This is a genomic window from Brevibacterium renqingii, assembly GCF_017808095.1.
Lineage (GTDB): Bacteria > Actinomycetota > Actinomycetes > Actinomycetales > Brevibacteriaceae > Brevibacterium > Brevibacterium renqingii.
Window position 1 is genome coordinate 880050 of the sequence record NZ_JADBHG010000001.1, and the last position, 16266, is coordinate 896315.

The following is a 16266-nucleotide window of genomic DNA, read 5'->3' on the forward strand; positions in this document are numbered from 1 at the left end:
TTTAGTATGAGAGGGACTGAGCATCCCCGCCAGGTCACCGACGACCAGCTGCTCACCGAGTTACTTAGAGGAGGACACATGTCAACGGTGTCGTTGAATGGCCTCAGTCATATTTACGAGAACACGACATCCGAATCCGTGCATCCGTTCAATCTCTTCGTCGACACTGGAGAGTTCCTCGTCCTCTACGGCTCGTCCGGTTCGGGCAAGTCGACGATCCTGAGGATGCTCCACGGCCTCGAGACCCCGAAGACCGGCACGATCCTCATCGACGGCGTCGACATCACCCACACCGCCGTCAACGATCGCGATGTGACGCTGGCGCTCGAGAGCTACGCCCTGTATCCGCACATGAGCGTGCGCGACAATCTCGGTTTCGCGCTCCGCGTCGACGGCCTCCCGGCCGAGGAGATCAGGGAGCGGGTCGAGACCGTGATGGACAAGATCGGGCTGACCGAGATCCTCGATTCGGTTCCCGGTGACCTCACCCGGCTGCAGCGGCAGACCGTGGCGCTGGCCCGGGCCGTCGTCCGCAAGCCGAAGGTGCTCATCATGGATGAGCCCGTGGTCAACCTCGTCCCCGAACAGCAGGCCGAGACCCTGTCGCTGATCAAGGACCTGCAGCAGGAGTTCGAGCTGACCACCATCTACGCCACGTCCGATCTCGAGGACGCGAAGGTCCTCGGCGACCGGATCGCGCTCCTCGACCGCGGTCGGCTCATCGGAGTGGAGACACCGGAACTCGCCGAGGCGCTCGTGGCCTCGGTGCCGGACACGGACTCCTGAGCCGTGTCCGGCACCCCGTCACAGCCGACCGCCCCGGCGGAGATCCGACCGTCGACGGTCGCTCCGGCCCGGCCCTCGGGACCGGGAGCCCCGGGACCCGAGATCCACGCCATCCACCATGCCGATCGTGCCGCACTGTCCGAGCTGCCCTGGCACCTGCCGCTGGACGAGTGGCCGGAGACGCTGCTCGGCGGACTGCCCCGCGGCATCTCCCGCCACGTCGTGCGCTATGTGGAGATCGGCGACGAGGTGCTCGCGATCAAGGAGACCGACGACCGGCAGGCGCTGCGCGAATTCGACATCCTCGGCGCGCTCGGCAACCTCGACGTCCCGCTCGTCGAACCACGGGCCTACGTCAACGGTCGCAGAACCGCGTCCGGGGAGAGGCTCAACGGCGCGCTCATCACGGCCTACCTCGAGTTCTCCCTGCCCTATCGGGCGCTCTTCTCCCGAGACCTGGCCACCGACACCGGCGGCCGCCTCGTCGACGCCTTGGCCGTGCTGCTGGCCCGCCTCCACCTCGTCGGGTTCTACTGGGGCGACGTCTCACTGTCGAACACGCTCTTCCGCCGCGATGCCGACGCCTACGCCGCCTATGTCGTCGACGCGGAGACCGGAGAGCTGCACGAGCAGCTCTCCGACGGCCAGCGGAACATGGACCTGCGGATCGCGCGGATGAACATCGCCGGCGACTTCCTCGACCTGCAGGCGGCGGGCCTCATCGCCGCCGAAACCGACCCCTTGGCGGCCGGTGAGCGCCTCTGCGAGTCCTACAACGCCCTGTGGGCGGAGCTGACTCGGGTCGAGGAATTCAGCGTCAACGAGCGGTGGCGCATCGACGAGCGCATCCGCCGCCTCAATGACCTCGGCTTCGATCTCGGTGAGCTGACCGTGACGACCGACATCGACGGGATCAGCCTCCTCGTCGAACCGAAGGTCGTCGAACCCAACCACCACTCCAGGCGCCTGCTGCGCCTGACCGGCATCGGGGCGAACGAGAACCAGGCGCGGGCGATGCTCAACGACCTCGACTCCTTCCGCTCGGCCCCGGAGATCGCCGAGGTGGACGAACTCGACGAGTCCCAGGCCGCCAGACGGTGGCTCGAAGAGGTCTACAAACCGCTCATCCAGGCGATTCCGGAGAACCTCACCCGCAAGCTCGAGCCGGGGCAGATCTTCTACGAATTCGCCGAGCATCGGCGCACGATGGCCCGGGCCCGGCAGCGCGACATCCCGACCATGGAGGCCATCGCCTACTTCATCGTCGACTACCTCGCGAACCTGCCCGACGAGATCCGATACGTCGACAGCGAGCAGTTCTGAGCCCTCGGCCGAGAGCTCACCCAGGGCGGCGATCCGAGCAAGCCCGGGGACGGCGACCTGAGCAAGTCCGGGGACGGCGAACTGAGCACGCCCGGGAGCAGCGACCGCCGACGTTCCACAAGGTGAAACGGCCGCGTCGGAGCCGCCTCGGCGGGCATACCTTTGAACTCGACGGAGGCGACGACGGCGTCCCTCCACACCGATTCCCCATGGAAGGACCTCCGATGACGGACGCACCGCACAGCCCGGCCCACCCGGACTCCGCCGACGAGAGGCCGGCCCAGGACAGACCGGCCCATGAGAGCTCGGCCTCGCCGGGACAGATGCCGACGAACGAGCACAATCCGTCGATCCTCGGCCTGTTCGACCTCAGCGGACGCACCGCCGTCGTCGTCGGCGCCGGGTCCGGACTGGGCCAGGCCAGCGCGATCGGGCTCGCCGATGCCGGAGCGCACGTCATCGTCGCCGACCTCAATCCCGCAGGCGCCGAGGCGACCGCGGACCTCATCGCCGCCCGCGGCGTCGGATCGGCCGAGCCCGCCGCGGTCGACATCACGGACACTGCCTCCGTCGACGCCCTCGTCGCCGCCTGGGCCGAGGCCGAGGTCCTCGTCGTCACGCCCGGGGCGAATGTGCGCAAACGCCTGGTCTCGACGAGCGACGAGGAGTTCGACCGAGTCATCGACATCAACCTCAAGGGCACCTACCGGCTGATGCGCGGGTTCGGTCGTGAGATGGGCAGACGCGGCCGCGGGTCGATCGTCACCTACGCCTCGTTCCGGGCCCTGGCGATCGAACCGGGGCAAGGCCTCTACGCCGCGGCCAAGGCCGGTGTCATACAGCTGACGAAGACCCTGGCCAGCGAGCTCGGCGACCGGGGTGTGCGGGTCAACGCGATCCTGCCCGGCCCCTTCGACACCCCGCTGACCCAGCAGATCAAGGGCGACAGCACATGGTGGGATGCCTATGCGGACAAGACCGCCCTGGGCCGGTGGGGCCGCCTGCACGAGATCGCAGGTCCCGTCCTGTTCCTCGCCTCGGACGCCTCGAGCTATGTCACCGGGCATTCGCAGCTCGTCGACGGCGGCTGGATGGCCCATGACGGACGGTTCACTCCCGACGTCTGAGGGCCCGGACATGTGAGATCGGCGACGCTGCAGACCGCTTCGGCCTGTGAATTCGCGCCTCTCGTCCGAGAAGATATTCATGCTTATGCAAGAATATTCATATGACCGCGTCGCACACTCCCTCCAGCCCATCGGCAACCGCCTCCACAGGAGTGCTCCGACAGCTGGGTCGGCGGAAATCGATCAGCGCCATGGCCGCGGACTCGCAGGCCGGGGAATCGAGCGGTCTGCGCAGGACCTTCGGAGTCTTCCAGCTGACGATGATCAGCGTCGGCGCCACCTTGGGCACGGGCATCCTCGTCATCCTCGGCGAGGCCGTGCCCATCGCCGGCCCCGCGGTGTGGCTGGCGTTCGTCCTCGCCGGTGTCACCGCACTGCTCTCAGCGGTCAGCTATGCCGAGATGGCCGGGATGGTGCCGGTCTCCGGTTCGAGCTATTCGTACTCCTATGCGACCCTCGGCGAGGGAGTGGCATGGGTCTGCGGCTGGTGCCTCGTGCTCGAGTACGCGGTCTCGGTGGCTGCGGTGGCCGTCGGGGCCGCCGACTACGTCAATGAGACCCTGCGCGTCTTCGGCCTCGAACTGCCTGCGTCCCTGACCACCGGGCCGGGGCTGGCGGAGAACCCCGAGGGGATCATCAACCTCTCCGCGCTCGTCGTCGTGGCTCTGGCCACCGTGCTGCTCATGCGCGGCGCCAGGGAATCCGGGGTGGTCAACACGATCCTCGTGTTCGTCAAGCTCGGCATCCTCGTCTTCTTCGCCATCGTCGCCTTCACCGCGTTCAAGGCCGGCAACTTCGCTCCGATGCTGCCGATGGGGGCGGCCGGAGTCACCGCGGCCGCCTCGAGCGTGTTCTTCTCCTACATCGGCTTCGATGCCGCCTCGACCGCTGGGGAGGAGGCGAAGAACCCGCGCCGCGACCTGCCGCGGGCGATCATCTTCTCGATGCTGATCGTGACCTCGATGTACGTGCTCGTGGCCGTGACCGCGATCGGCGCCCGGCAGTGGCAGTGGTTCGAGACCGCGCACGCTCCTCTGGTCCAGATCGTCGAGGAGATCACCGGATCGGACCTCGCCGTCCTCCTCTTCGCCGTGGCCGCCGTGCTCGCGATCTTCTCCGTGGTCATCACCGTGCTCTACGGACAGTCGCGCATCCTGCTGACGATGGCCCGCGACGGAATGGTGCCGAAGGTCTTCGGTCTCGTGTCCCGACGCACCGGCACTCCCCTGGCAGGCACGCTCATCGTCGGCGGGCTCGTGGCGATCACCGCGGCGTTCATCCCGCTGGGCGAACTCGCCGACGCCACGAGCATCGGCACGCTCTTCGCCTTCTTCCTCGTCAACCTCGCCGTCATCTACCTGCGCCTCAAGCGCCCCGACCTCGAACGGTCCTTCAAGGTGCCCTTCGGTCCCGTCGTGCCGGCTCTCGGAGCACTCGCCTGCGCGGCGCTGATGGTCAACCTCGGCGGCCGGACCTGGATCGTCTTCGGCGTGTGGATGGCGGTCGGGGCTCTCGTCTACTTCACCTACAGCCGCCGCCACTCGGTCGTCGGCGGCCTGAGCGAGGCCGACTACCGCACAGCTGTCGACGCCTGAGCGCCGCGGACCCTCCGACCTCCCTGACTCGTCTGACCTCGCTCAGGCACACGGCGGCCCTGGCACCTCATGTGATGCCAGGGCCGCCGTCAGAGACTGCAGGAAACAGAGCCGCCGTCGGGCGGTACGGGAATCAGGGGCGGCGGGCGCGAGCGACCTCGTAGAGGGACACGGCCGCAGCGATGCCCGCGTTGAGCGACTCGGTGGTCGCCGCGATCGGGATCGACACGATCTGATCGCACTTCTCGGAGATCAGACGCGAGAGCCCCTTGCCCTCGGAGCCGACGACGATGCACAGCGGATCCCGGCTGAACGTCAGTTCGGGCAGCTCCACATCGCCGTCCATATCGAGGCCGACGACGAAGACATTCTGTTTCTTCAGCTCGTCGATGGCCCGGGCCAGATTGACGACCTGAGCGACGCGGATCCGCGAGGCGGCACCGGCCGAGGTCTTCCATGCCGCGGCCGTCATCGAGGCCGCGCGGCGTTCGGGGATGATGACGCCGTGCCCGCCGAAGGCAGCGGTCGAGCGCACGATCGCGCCGAGGTTGCGCGGGTCGGTGATTCCGTCGAGGGCGACCAGCAGCGGGGCCTCGGCGCGATCGGCGGCGTACTCGAGCAGGTCGGACGGGTCCGCGTACTCGTACGGCGGGATCTGCAGGGCGATGCCCTGGTGGATCGCATCGTCGGTGAGTCGGTCGAGGTCGGGCTTGCTCGCCTCGAGCATCGAGATGCCGCGCTGGGTCGCCAGCGTGATCGACTCGCGGACGCGATCGTCGGAGTCGATGCGGCCGGACACGTACATCGCGGTGGCCGGAACACCTTCGCGCAGCGCCTCGAGCACGGAATTTCGCCCGGCGACCATGTTCGGGCCGTTCTCCTTCTTCTTCCGCTTCGCCTGTGCCGAGGCGTTGACGTTCTTGCGCTGCTGCGCCGCCTTGTGCGCCTTGTGGTAGACGCGGTCCTCGGCCTTGGGCGTCGGGCCCTTGCCGCGCAGGCCGCGCCTGTTCTTACCGCCCGAGCCCTTGGTCGGGCCCTTCTTCGAACCGCCGGAGCGGGGATTGGAAGCCATGTGATTCCTTATGCGTTGGGGTCGCAGGCTCGTGCCGGCGACCGAAGATCGAGTTCCTCAGCCCTCGCCGAGGTGGTAGCGGTAGCCGTCGGCCGTGTCCTCGATGACGACGCCGGCCGCGGCGAGCTCGTCGCGGATGGAGTCCGCGGTGGCGAAGTCCTTGTCCCGCTTCGCCTCGGCGCGTCGGTTCGCCATCGTGGCGATGAGGGAGTCGAGCGCCGATTCCGCCTTCGCGTCGGTGACCGAACCGGCCCAGACAGCAGCGCTGGGGTTGACTCCGAGGATGTCGAGCATGAGCTCCACCTCGGCGACGATCCGTGCCAGCCCCGCCCGATCGGCACCGGAGTCGAGGAGCTTCGCGCCCTCGCTCACGGAGGCGAAGACCACGGACAGGGCACGTGGCACACCGAGGTCGTCGTCGAGGGCGGCGGCGAATTCGGCAGGGACGTCGACACTGCGTCCGACATAGGAGTCACTGACATCCGGCAGCGCCGGCGCGTCTGTCCCGAGCGCCTGTCGAGCACGCTGGAGGAAGTTCTGCAGTCGTTCGAGCGAGGCCGCGGAACGTTCCATGGCCTCATTCGAGAAGTCGAGGATCGACCGGTAGCTGGCACCGGTGAGGAAGTAACGGACTGCCAGCGGGCTGAACGTGTCGAACAGGTCAGAGGCGAAGACGGAGTTGCCCAGAGACTTCGACATCTTGTCCCCGCCCACATTGAGCAGACCGGAATGCATCCAGATGTTTGCGAACTGGTCGCCGGCGGCACGGGATTGAGCCAGCTCGTTCTCGTGATGCGGGAAGCGCAGATCGAGTCCGCCGCCGTGGATGTCGAAGTTCGACCCGAGGTACTTCGTCGACATGGCCGAGCATTCGATGTGCCAGCCGGGTCGGCCCCGTCCCCATGGCGAGGGCCATGAGGCGGTGATGGGCTCGGAGTCCTTGTGCGCCTTCCACAGTGCGAAGTCCCGGGCGTCCTTCTTCCCCCGCAGTTCGGCGCCTTCTGACAGCTCCATGTCCTCGAGCCTCTGATTCGTCAGCTGACCGTAGTCGGCCCACGAGGCGGCGTCGAAGTAGACATCGGCGCTGCCGTCGAGGGCGGGGTAGGCGTGGCCGGCCTCGATGAGGCGGGAGATGAGTTCGATCATCTCCGTGATGTGGCCGGTCGCGCGCGGTTCGCTGCTCGGCGGCAGCACGTCGAGTGCGTCGTAGGCGGCGGTGAAGGCGCGTTCGTACTTATAGGCGTGAGCGAACCATTCTCGTCCCTCTTCGACGGACTTCGTCAGGATCTTGTCGTCGATGTCGGTGACATTGCGGACCATCGTCACCTGGTAGCCGCTGTAGAGCAGCCAGCGGCGCAGGGTGTCGAAGACCGAGGCCGAACGCAGATGGCCGATGTGCGGTTCGCCCTGCACCGTAGCGCCGCAGACGTACATCCCCACCTGACCGGCGTTGACGGGACGCAGTTCTTCGGTCGTGCGGCTGGCGGTGTTGTAGAGCGAGATAGTCACTCCCTCAGTCTACCGGGCCGGGCCGAATTCGCCGTTTCACCGCATTCGATATCAGACTGTTACGCACCTCACGTGATGCACGGCACATTGTCCAGCGGATTCCCAGTAAAGTGGAAGCAAGCAATGAAGACCGACGTGAGAGCCATCTTCGCCCGGTCTTCGCACATGCTCCCGCCGTCTCACGGAAGAGCCGGCGAGGGTGGAACTCGGCTGCGAAGAGAGGCGGCCGGTCAGGAAAGGACATCAATGTCGATCAAGTCATCTCCCCAGAGGGAGGTCTTCGTCTCCCGATCCGCGTTCATCTTCGCGGCCATCGGATCGGCGGTCGGCCTCGGCAACATCTGGCGCTTCCCCTATGTCACCTATGAGAACGGCGGCGGCGCCTTCATCATCCCCTACCTCGTCGCACTGCTGACAGCGGGCATCCCGCTCCTCTTCTTCTACTACGCGATGGGGCACCGGTCGCGGGGCTCGGCCCCCCTGGCCTACCGGATGACCCACAAGGCCGCCGAACCCATCGGCTGGTTCTCCACGGGCGTGGCCGTCGTCATCGGCATCTACTATGCCGCGATCATCGGCTGGGCCGGTTCCTATATGTTCTTCTCGCTCGGCGAGGCCTGGGGCGACGACGCGGAGGGATTCTTCTTCGGTGAGTACCTCAAGATGGGCGATCCGGGCGTCTCGCTCGAGTTCGTCCCCGGTGTGCTCATCCCGCTCATCATCGTCTGGGTCATCGTCCTCGGCATCCTCCTCATGGGTGTGCAGAACGGCATCGCCGGGTTCTCGAAGATCTTCATCCCGCTGCTCATCATCCTCTTCCTCGCATTGGTCATCCGGTCGCTGTTCCTGCCGGGCGCGGCCGAGGGCCTCAATGCGCTGTTCACTCCGGACTTCGCGGCACTGACCGATCCGGCGGTGTGGATCGCAGCCTATGGGCAGATCTTCTTCTCCCTGTCGATCGCCTTCGGCATCATGATCACCTATGCCTCGTACCTGAAGAAGAAGACGAACCTCACCGGCGCCGGCCTCGTCGTCGGCTTCTCGAACTCCGCGTTCGAGATCCTCGCCGGCATCGGCATCTTCGCGGCTCTGGGCTTCATGGCCACCGCGCAGGGCGTCGAGGTCGCCGACGTCGCCTCTTCGGGCATCGGGCTGGCCTTCGTCGGCTTCCCGACGCTGATCTCCGAGATGCCCGGCGGTCCGATCTTCGGCTTCGTCTTCTTCGCCTGCCTCGTGTTCGCGGGACTGACCTCGCTGATCTCGATCGTGCAGGTTCCGATCCAGGCCCTGCGCGACAAGTTCCGCATGAGCAACCGCGCTTCGACGATCTTCGTCGGCGGAGCCATGGCGATCATCTCGCTGCTGCTCATGCCCACGATCACCGGTCTCTACGCCCTCGACACCATGGATGCCTGGGCGAACAACATCGGCATCGTCGGCTCGGCCGTGCTCGCGATCATCGCCGTCGCATGGCTGCTGCGGAAGCTGCCGCTCTTCAGCCGTCACCTCAATGCGGTCTCGAGCTTCAAGCTCGGCTGGACCTGGATGATCCTCATCTCGATCACCGGCGTGGTCCTGGCCTACATGCTCATCACGCAGATCATGACCTACCTCACCGAAGGGTACGAGGACTATCCGGCCCTCATCACCGGCACCTTCGGTTGGGGCATGATCGGTCTGCTGGCCGTGGCCGCGATCATCCTCTCGGTCATCAAATGGCCGAAGCAGACCATCGATGAGATGGACGCAGCGATCGCCGACTCCGTCGCCGAAGAGAACATTCCCACCGAGAACAAGGGGGCCTGAAATGGGTGCATCAGCAATCGTCATGATGATCATCGCAATGGTCACCGTCTGGGGCGGCCTGGCAGGAGCGATCCTGCACCTGCGCAAGCACCCGGACGAGGAGTGACCTGCCGAGGTCGAACCGATCTGCGGGATCCCACGGGCTGAACCGAAGGATCCGACCGCTGCGAGGCGGCCCGATGTCATAACGTCGGGCCGCCTCCGGCATTCACGCCGAACCCTCGCAGACCCGGATCGGGAACCGCCTCGGCGCGAGCCCGGAGTGCGGACGCGCCACTGGTCGGCGGAGGGCTGCTTGGTTAGGGTGGGGAGTGTGCGCACCCTGCCCGGGGTGCACTCGTCCAATTCGGGTGACGGCATGCGCCGGCACCCGGCGTCGAAGACAGAAGGAGACGCAATGCCACAGACTGTCAAGGGCGTCATCTCCCGCAGCAAGGGAGCCCCAGTCGAACTCACCGACATCGTCATCCCTGATCCGGGACCCGGCGAAGTCATCGTCGATGTGAAGTCGTGCGGCGTCTGCCATACCGACTTCCACTACCGAGAGGGCGGCATCAGCGACGACTACCCGTTCCTGCTCGGCCACGAGTCCGCCGGAGTGGTCGCCGAGATCGGCGAAGGCGTGACGAACGTCGAGGTCGGCGACTTCGTCATCCTCAACTGGCGCGCCATCTGCGGCGACTGCCGCGCCTGCAGGCGCGGCGAGCCCTGGTACTGCTTCGCCACCCACAATGCCTCACAGAAGATGACCCTGCCCGACGGCACCGAGCTCGAAGCGGCACTGGGCATCGGCTCGTTCGCCGAGAAGACCCTCGTCGCCGCCGGACAGTGCACGAAGGTCCCCGAATCCGATCCCGCCGTCGTCGGCCTGCTCGGCTGCGGGATGATGGCAGGCATCGGCGCCGCCATCAACACCGGTGAGGTCACACGCGGCAAGACCGTGGCCGTCATCGGCTGCGGCGGCGTCGGCTGCGCCGCGATCGCCGGATCGGCACTCGCCGGCGCCGGGACCATCATCGGCCTCGACATCGATGAGAAGAAGCTCGACTGGGCGAAGGACCTCGGCGCCACCGACGTCGTGGACACCAAGGGCATGAGCGAGGACGAGGTCGTCGCCGCCATCCAGGAGCGCACCGGAGGCTTCGGCGCCGATGTCGTCATCGACGCCGTGGGGCTGCCCGCGACCTGGCGCCAGGCCTTCTACGGTCGCGATCTCGCCGGGACCGTCGTATTGGTGGGCGTGCCCACCCCGGAGATGGAGCTCACCGTCCCGCTGCTCGACGTGTTCGGCCGAGGCGGCAGGCTCAAGTCCTCGTGGTACGGCGACTGCCTGCCCGCTCGCGACTTCCCGATGCTCGTCGACCTCTATCAGCAGGGACGCCTGCCCCTGGAGAAGTTCGTGTCCGAACGCATCGGCATCGGCGACGTCGAGGCGGCGTTCGACAAGATGGCCGAGGGCCGGGTTCTGCGATCGGTGGTGGAACTCTGATGACTGCGATCGAACATCTCGTCACCTCAGGCACCTTCTCCCTCGACGGTGAGACCTTCGACGTCGACAACAATGTGTGGATCATCGGCGACGATTCCGAGGTCATCGTCATCGACCCCGCCCACGACGTCGATGCCATCGCCGAGGCGGTCGGATCCCGGGAGGTCAAGGCCATCCTGCTCACGCACGGGCATGACGACCATGTGGGCGTCGTCCGCGACTTCGCGCAGCGGGTAGGCAACCCCACCGTCTACCTCAATCCCGAGGACTACGTCCTGTGGGACATGACCTATGACAGCTACCGGCCCGACGGACAGATCGCCGATGGCGACACGTGGAACGTCGGGGGTGTCCGCCTCAAGGCCCTGCACACCCCGGGCCACTCCCCCGGTTCGACGTGCTTCTTCGTCGAAACCGGTCTGCCCGCTCCCGTCTCGGCCGGGGCCGGTCGGGCCGTCGGCCCGGTGCTGTTCTCCGGCGACACCCTGTTCAACGGAGGGCCCGGTGCCACCGGGCGGTCGTACTCGAGCTTCGAGACCATCATCGAGTCGATCCGCGATGTGCTCTTCCCACTGCCCGAGGCGACCGTCGTGCTCACCGGACACGGCGATTCGACCTCGATCGGGGCCGAACGTCCGGCCCTCGACGACTGGATCAAGCGCGGACACTGATCGCCCTTGCACGGCACGCGGCCCCCGGTTCGTCCCCGAACCGGGGGCCGCTGTTGTTCCTGCAGGCCCTGCCCTGCCTCTGAAGTGCTGAAGATTCGGCTCCTGCAGCAGCCAGGATTCCCGGGCGGAACCGACAAACGGGCACGCGGGCGCCTCACGCGCTCGAACGATAGACTCAACGGATGCCCGAATCACAGTCTCAGCAGCCCGCAGAGCCCCCGGCTCCACGCGACACGACATCCTCATCCGCAGCCTCCGGCGCCTCCGGGGCCGCGGAGGCCGCAACGGGCCTCAAAGCGGGGATGAAGCCCCGCCACCTCGTGATGATGAGTCTGGGCTCGGCGATCGGGGCCGGCCTCTTCGTCGGCTCCGGCGCCGGCGTGCAGGCAGCGGGTCCTGCCGTCCTCATCTCCTACGTCGTGGCCGGGCTCATCGTCATCTTCGTCATGCGGGCCCTCGGAGAGCTCGTCGCGGCCGATCCGAACCCGGGAGCGTTCTCCCACTACGCCGGAAAGGCGATGGGCCCCTCCGCGGCCTTCGCCGTCGGCGCGCTGTGGTGGATCCAGCTCTGCCTCGTCGTCGCCGCGGAGGCGACCGCCTCGGCGCAGATCCTCGCCGGCGTCTTCCCCGTCGTTCCGCAGTGGGTGATCGCCCTGGCGATCATGGTCGTGTTCACCGCGATCAACCTGACTCCCGCGCGCAGCTTCGGCGAGTTCGAATTCTGGTTCTCCCTGCTCAAGGTCGCCTTCGTCGCGCTGTTCGTCGTCCTCGGCATCGCCTACCTCCTCGGCTGGACTCCCGCAGAGCCGCCCGCGCAGATCTTCGCCGACGGCTTCATGCCCACCGGCGTCTCCGGAGTCGCCGCCGGTCTCCTCGTCGTCGCCTTCGCCTTCGGAGGCATCGAGATCGTCGCCGTCGCGGCGGCCGAGACCGCGGACCCGAGCCACAGCGTGACCACGGCGATCAAGACCATCGTCTGGCGCATCCTCGGCCTCTACATCGGGTCGGTGGCGATCATCGTCCTCGTCCTCGACTGGACGGACCCGCGCCTGGCCGACTCGCCGTTCGTCGCCGTCCTCGACACTGCCGGACTGCCGGTCGTCGCCGCCCTGCTCGGGGCCGTCATCGTCATCGCGCTGCTGTCGTCGATGAACGCCAACATCTACGGGGCCTCCCGCATGTCCTTCTCGATGTCCCAGCGTCGGATGCTGCCGGCCGCCTTCGGACGGGCCTCGCGCCGCGGCGTTCCCATCGCCTCGGTGCTGGCGACCTCGGCGTTCGGTTTCATCGCCGTGGCACTCAATTACTTCTGGGCGGAGGAGGTTCTCGGCCTGCTGCTCAACATCGTCGGTTCGACGCTCATCGTCACCTGGGTCGTCACCCTCGTCTCGCACATCATCCTGCGCCACCGCGCCGAGGCCGCCGGGCAGGAGCTGCCGCTGAAGATGTGGCTCTTCCCCTGGCTGTCCTATGCCGCACTGGCCGGCATCGCCACGATCCTCATCCTCGGCCTCACCGTCGAATCCGTCCGCTTCCAGATCGTCGGCACCCTGATCTTCGTCGCCGCGCTCTACCTCGTCGGACTCGTCGTCACCAAACGCAGCCGCGCCGCGAAGGTCTGAGTCCGAGCTGCCTCAGGTCCCGCTCCCAGGTGTGTTCATGTGCTGAGTCGGGACCGTCTCACGTGCCGAGCCGGCGCGGTCGCGTTGCGAGGCTGGGCGCGGTCCCGGTCAGTGCCGGCCCTGGTCGAGTGCTGCGATCTGCGCATCCAGGGCTGGCGATTCGTTCGGACCCGCTGCCCAGCCGGTGAGCATGGCTCGCGTCTGATCCACATGCCGACCGAAGTGGCGTCCGGCGTAGGCGGTGACATCGATCGGGACGGCGAACTCCATCGCCCCCAGCACACCTCGTGCGATGACCGCAGACATCGGCACGGGCAGTCCGAGCCGGGCACCCACCGCCTCGGCGGCGGCCTGCGTGGGGCGGTGCAGGTGCGCCTTCAGCCGTGCCCAATTGCCGCCGTGGATGCTCAGCTCGGCGACATAGGGGATGAACACTGCAGGCGGCACCACTGCTGCGGCGATCGGGGCCGGAAGGACGAGACGTCCGAGCCCGCGCACGAGACGCCGCACCGCTTCCCGTTGGCCCGCGAGGAGGAACCTCGGCAGGCCGGCGGGTGCCCAATAACGCACCTCTCGCCCGTCCGGCACTGCTTCGTCGTCGAGGCGTTCGGACAGGAACATCGGTGCGAGGACGACGACCTCGGCGGCGGGGAATTCGGACCGCGCGCGGTCGAGGTCGCCTTCGACCTGACTGGTGATCGCGATTGACTTCGGAGCGATCTCGCGAATCGCCGAGGCAACTGCCGGGTCGAGGTCGCCCGGTCGAGTGGAGAGGACGACGAGGTCCCAGACACCCGCGGCGCCGGCCCAGTCAGTGACGGTGACGCGTCGAGTCGCCGCCACTTCGGTCGCCCTCCAGCCTGCCCGGGTCACCGCTGGGGAGGGCCCGCTCGGCTCGAGTCTTCCCACCCGACGCGGGTAGGACGCACGCGGACCCGACGTGGGCGCGCGGCCTGCGACGGCGACCTCGTGGGCGTCGGTGAAGAGCGCGGCCCCGGCGAGGCCGATGGCCCCGGCACCCTGGAACAGCACTCTCATCGTGCTCGCTCGGCCTTCATCTCGGGTACACCAGAGCATTGGCGATTGCGGCCAGCCCCTCGCCGCGACCGGTCAGCCCGAGACCATCTGCGGTCGTGCCCGAGACGGACACCGCGGCGCCGGCTGCGGCCGACAGAACACGCCCGGCCTCGGAGCGCCGGGCACCGATCTTCGGGCGATTCCCGATGACCTGGACGGCGATGTTGCCGATCTCGAGGCCGGCCGTGCGGACGATTCGGGCCGCCTCGGCGAGCAGGTCGGTCCCCGGGGCTGCGGCGAGTTCCGGACGGTCGACGCCGAAATGCCGGCCGAGGTCACCGAGGTCGGCTGCGGAGAACAGCGCATCGCAGCAGGCATGGGCGGCCACATCCGAGTCCGAATGTCCCTCGAGACCGGCCTGTCCCGGCCACAGGAGACCCGCGACCCAGAGCTCGCGTGCAGGATCGGCGGAGAAGGCGTGCACGTCGACGCCGACGCCGATGCGGGGAATGATCGCAGTCATCGCTGCTCTCCTGAGTCTCTCGTCAGGGAATCAGTGTCCGTCGCCGGGGAATCAGCGCCTGTCGCCGGAGAGCCTGTGTCTGTCGCCGGAGAGCCGGTGTCTGACGTCAAGGGCGCGGCTCCGGTGCTCTCATCCCTGATCCGCGCCAGCTGCTCACCGAGGAGCAGATCGAACGGGTAGGTGATCTTCAACGCCTCCTCGTGACCGGGCACGGCCACGACGTCGAAGCCGAGGCGTTCGACCAGCCCCGCGTCATCCGTCGGCACAGCCCCGCCGACTGCAGCTGTGTCCGCAGTCCCGCCGGCTGCTGCGGCATCTTCGGCGCTCACCGCGTCGGAGTCTCTCCGGTGCTGTTCGTGGGCGCGCAGGAGGACTTCGGTCCTGAAGCCCTGAGGCGTCTGCACCCGGCGCAGGTCTGCGCGTTCGAGAGCTCCGCTCAGTCTTTCCCTGGAACCGGAGGACACCTGCACCAGCGGGCGAGCGCTCTCGCTCGCAGCTGCACGACTCGAACCGGAATCTGCCGGCACCACACGACGGACGGTGTCGACCATCGGCAGGACCGGAACGACCGCCGCAGCGCCTGAGCGCACTGCTGCCAGCACACGTCGGAACACCTCGGGCGGGGTCAGGCAGCGTGCCGCGTCGTGGACGAGCACGAATTCGGCATCGCCGACGTGTTTCAAGGCAATTTGCACTGATTCCGTGCGGTCATTTCCGCCTGCTACGGCTGTGATTGACATTCTGCATTCAGTGTTCGCGGTTACCGCGGCGATTTCTTCGCGTGCCCGGAAAAGAAATTCCTCGGGAGCCGCCACCACGACCGTGGAGGCGACTCCCGAGGAGTTGATCGCGTCGAGGCTGCGGGCCAGCAGGCTCCGCCCGTTCACACGGACGAAGGCCTTCGGCTCAGCGCCGCCCAAGCGCGTTCCCGACCCTGCGGCCGGGATGATGACACAGGTGCTCAGGATGCGAGCACTTCGTCCAGCAGGGCCTCTGCCTCGGACTCTTCCTTCTTCTCAGCCAGGGCGAGTTCGGAGACGAGGATCTGCCGAGCCTTCGAGAGCATGCGCTTCTCACCGGTCGACAGGCCGCGGTCCTGCTCGCGACGCCAGAGATCGCGGACGACCTCGGCGACCTTGATGACGTCTCCGGACTGGAGCTTCTCGAGATTGGCCTTGTACCGACGGGACCAGTTGGCAGGCTCTTCGACGAATTCCGCGCGGAGGACATTGAAGACCTTCTCCACGCCTTCCTCACCGACGACATCTCGCACACCGACGAGGTCGCAGTTCTCGGCCGGGACCTCGATCACTAGATCACCATGGGCGACCTGGAGCTTGAGATACAGTTTCTCCTCACCTTTGATGGATCGCTTCTTGATTTCTTGGATTGTCGCTGCACCGTGATGTGGATAGACAACAGTGTCGCCGACCTGGAAACTCATATTCTCTTCAAACCCCTTTCGCGGAATCCCAGTTTACCATGAGGCTCGCCACAGAAATCGCTCAGAGTCATGAAACATCGTGCTAGGCTCCGCTCCTCGACCTCATTCCGGAGCGGCCCCGACCCTCCTCGCCAGCGGGAACATCGTCATCGGGCGCATTGCCGCCGAGGACGGATGGGGCGACGAATCCCTCATGCGCTGCGGACCGCACCTTCTCACATCCGAGCCTTCTCACATCCGCGCCTTCCACGGCAGCTGCCCACACGACCCGTCGCGGAACCT

15 protein-coding genes are annotated in these 16266 nt (G+C 67.0%); 9 read left to right on the plus strand and 6 right to left on the minus strand.

Features of this window, described 5'->3' with window-relative positions; translation table 11 throughout:
- Positions 1 to 78 precede the first annotated feature (78 nt).
- The 4 genes from IIE29_RS04005 to IIE29_RS04020 all read left to right on the plus strand — a co-directional run bounded on the left by IIE29_RS04005 (position 79) and on the right by IIE29_RS04020 (position 4831).
- Complete coding sequence (locus IIE29_RS04005; protein ID WP_246475668.1) at positions 79 to 786, plus strand: ABC transporter ATP-binding protein; 708 nt, start codon at positions 79 to 81, stop codon at positions 784 to 786.
- A gap of 3 nt (positions 787 to 789) precedes the next feature.
- Complete coding sequence (locus IIE29_RS04010) at positions 790 to 2109, plus strand: DUF4032 domain-containing protein (RefSeq protein WP_343071780.1); 1320 nt, start codon at positions 790 to 792, stop codon at positions 2107 to 2109.
- 323 nt (positions 2110 to 2432) lie between these two features.
- Entirely contained in the window at positions 2433 to 3236 is an 804-nt protein-coding gene (locus IIE29_RS04015; protein WP_209324141.1) for an SDR family NAD(P)-dependent oxidoreductase, read from the plus strand.
- Between the two features lie 101 nt (positions 3237 to 3337).
- Positions 3338 to 4831, plus strand: coding sequence for an amino acid permease (locus IIE29_RS04020; RefSeq protein ID WP_209323882.1), 1494 nt, complete (start codon positions 3338 to 3340; stop codon positions 4829 to 4831).
- Positions 4832 to 4964: 133 nt separating this feature from the next.
- On the opposite strand, the gene rlmB is transcribed toward IIE29_RS04020, so the two are convergent.
- Together rlmB and cysS are read right to left on the minus strand one after the other, a co-directional pair.
- Positions 4965 to 5903, minus strand: coding sequence for a 23S rRNA (guanosine(2251)-2'-O)-methyltransferase RlmB (gene rlmB / locus IIE29_RS04025; RefSeq protein WP_209323883.1), 939 nt, complete (start codon positions 5901 to 5903; stop codon positions 4965 to 4967).
- Positions 5904 to 5960: 57 nt separating this feature from the next.
- On the minus strand, positions 5961 to 7412 hold the full coding sequence (gene cysS, locus IIE29_RS04030; RefSeq protein WP_209323884.1) for a cysteine--tRNA ligase: 1452 nt from the start codon (positions 7410 to 7412) through the stop codon (positions 5961 to 5963).
- Positions 7413 to 7658: 246 nt separating this feature from the next.
- Here cysS and IIE29_RS04035 point away from each other — a divergent pair, with 246 nt between their 5' ends.
- The 5 genes from IIE29_RS04035 to IIE29_RS04055 all read left to right on the plus strand — a co-directional run bounded on the left by IIE29_RS04035 (position 7659) and on the right by IIE29_RS04055 (position 13000).
- Positions 7659 to 9218, plus strand: a complete 1560-nt coding sequence (locus IIE29_RS04035) for a sodium-dependent transporter (protein ID WP_209323885.1) — start codon at positions 7659 to 7661, stop codon at positions 9216 to 9218.
- A 1-nt stretch (position 9219) separates the two neighbouring features.
- A complete protein-coding gene (locus tag IIE29_RS04040) occupies positions 9220 to 9324 on the plus strand; it encodes a methionine/alanine import family NSS transporter small subunit (RefSeq protein ID WP_209323886.1) in 105 nt (34 codons plus the stop codon).
- Between the two features lie 291 nt (positions 9325 to 9615).
- Complete coding sequence (locus IIE29_RS04045) at positions 9616 to 10707, plus strand: S-(hydroxymethyl)mycothiol dehydrogenase (protein ID WP_209323887.1); 1092 nt, start codon at positions 9616 to 9618, stop codon at positions 10705 to 10707.
- Positions 10707 to 11378 (plus strand): MBL fold metallo-hydrolase, encoded by a 672-nt coding sequence (locus IIE29_RS04050; RefSeq protein WP_209323888.1) that lies wholly within the window; start codon positions 10707 to 10709, stop codon positions 11376 to 11378. Before IIE29_RS04045 ends, IIE29_RS04050 begins: the two co-directional genes overlap by 1 nt.
- Before the next feature lie 182 nt (positions 11379 to 11560).
- Positions 11561 to 13000, plus strand: coding sequence for an amino acid permease (locus tag IIE29_RS04055; RefSeq protein WP_246475669.1), 1440 nt, complete (start codon positions 11561 to 11563; stop codon positions 12998 to 13000).
- Positions 13001 to 13108: 108 nt separating this feature from the next.
- On the opposite strand, the gene IIE29_RS04060 is transcribed toward IIE29_RS04055, so the two are convergent.
- From IIE29_RS04060 to IIE29_RS04075, 4 genes are read right to left on the minus strand one after another with little or no spacing between them, the layout of a single operon-like run.
- Complete coding sequence (locus IIE29_RS04060) at positions 13109 to 14038, minus strand: hypothetical protein (RefSeq protein WP_209323889.1); 930 nt, start codon at positions 14036 to 14038, stop codon at positions 13109 to 13111.
- A gap of 16 nt (positions 14039 to 14054) precedes the next feature.
- Positions 14055 to 14540: a 2-C-methyl-D-erythritol 2,4-cyclodiphosphate synthase gene (gene ispF / locus IIE29_RS04065; RefSeq protein WP_209323890.1), complete on the minus strand. Its 486-nt coding sequence runs from the start codon at positions 14538 to 14540 to the stop codon at positions 14055 to 14057.
- Positions 14537 to 15508 carry an IspD/TarI family cytidylyltransferase gene (locus IIE29_RS04070; protein WP_425491437.1) on the minus strand — a complete coding sequence of 324 codons (972 nt, stop codon included), beginning with the start codon at positions 15506 to 15508 and terminating at the stop codon, positions 14537 to 14539. The genes ispF and IIE29_RS04070 overlap by 4 nt, the downstream gene beginning before the upstream one ends.
- Positions 15502 to 15984, minus strand: a complete 483-nt coding sequence (locus IIE29_RS04075; RefSeq protein ID WP_135539215.1) for a CarD family transcriptional regulator — start codon at positions 15982 to 15984, stop codon at positions 15502 to 15504. Before IIE29_RS04075 ends, IIE29_RS04070 begins: the two co-directional genes overlap by 7 nt.
- Positions 15985 to 16266: the final 282 nt, after the last annotated feature.

What these genes read in the sequence shown, in the direction of transcription:
- IIE29_RS04005 (WP_246475668.1), top strand. Translation starts at nt 79, where the DNA reads ATGTCAACGGTGTCGTTGAATGGCCTCAGTCATATTTACGAGAACACG.
- IIE29_RS04015 (WP_209324141.1), top strand. Translation starts at nt 2,433, where the DNA reads ATGCCGACGAACGAGCACAATCCGTCGATCCTCGGCCTGTTCGACCTC.
- IIE29_RS04020 (WP_209323882.1), top strand. Translation starts at nt 3,338, where the DNA reads ATGACCGCGTCGCACACTCCCTCCAGCCCATCGGCAACCGCCTCCACA.
- rlmB (WP_209323883.1), bottom strand. Translation starts at nt 5,903, where the DNA reads ATGGCTTCCAATCCCCGCTCCGGCGGTTCGAAGAAGGGCCCGACCAAG.
- IIE29_RS04035 (WP_209323885.1), top strand. Translation starts at nt 7,659, where the DNA reads ATGTCGATCAAGTCATCTCCCCAGAGGGAGGTCTTCGTCTCCCGATCC.
- IIE29_RS04040 (WP_209323886.1), top strand. Translation starts at nt 9,220, where the DNA reads ATGGGTGCATCAGCAATCGTCATGATGATCATCGCAATGGTCACCGTC.
- IIE29_RS04045 (WP_209323887.1), top strand. Translation starts at nt 9,616, where the DNA reads ATGCCACAGACTGTCAAGGGCGTCATCTCCCGCAGCAAGGGAGCCCCA.
- IIE29_RS04050 (WP_209323888.1), top strand. Translation starts at nt 10,707, where the DNA reads ATGACTGCGATCGAACATCTCGTCACCTCAGGCACCTTCTCCCTCGAC.
- IIE29_RS04055 (WP_246475669.1), top strand. Translation starts at nt 11,561, where the DNA reads ATGCCCGAATCACAGTCTCAGCAGCCCGCAGAGCCCCCGGCTCCACGC.
- IIE29_RS04060 (WP_209323889.1), bottom strand. Translation starts at nt 14,038, where the DNA reads ATGAGAGTGCTGTTCCAGGGTGCCGGGGCCATCGGCCTCGCCGGGGCC.
- ispF (WP_209323890.1), bottom strand. Translation starts at nt 14,540, where the DNA reads ATGACTGCGATCATTCCCCGCATCGGCGTCGGCGTCGACGTGCACGCC.
- IIE29_RS04075 (WP_135539215.1), bottom strand. Translation starts at nt 15,984, where the DNA reads ATGAGTTTCCAGGTCGGCGACACTGTTGTCTATCCACATCACGGTGCA.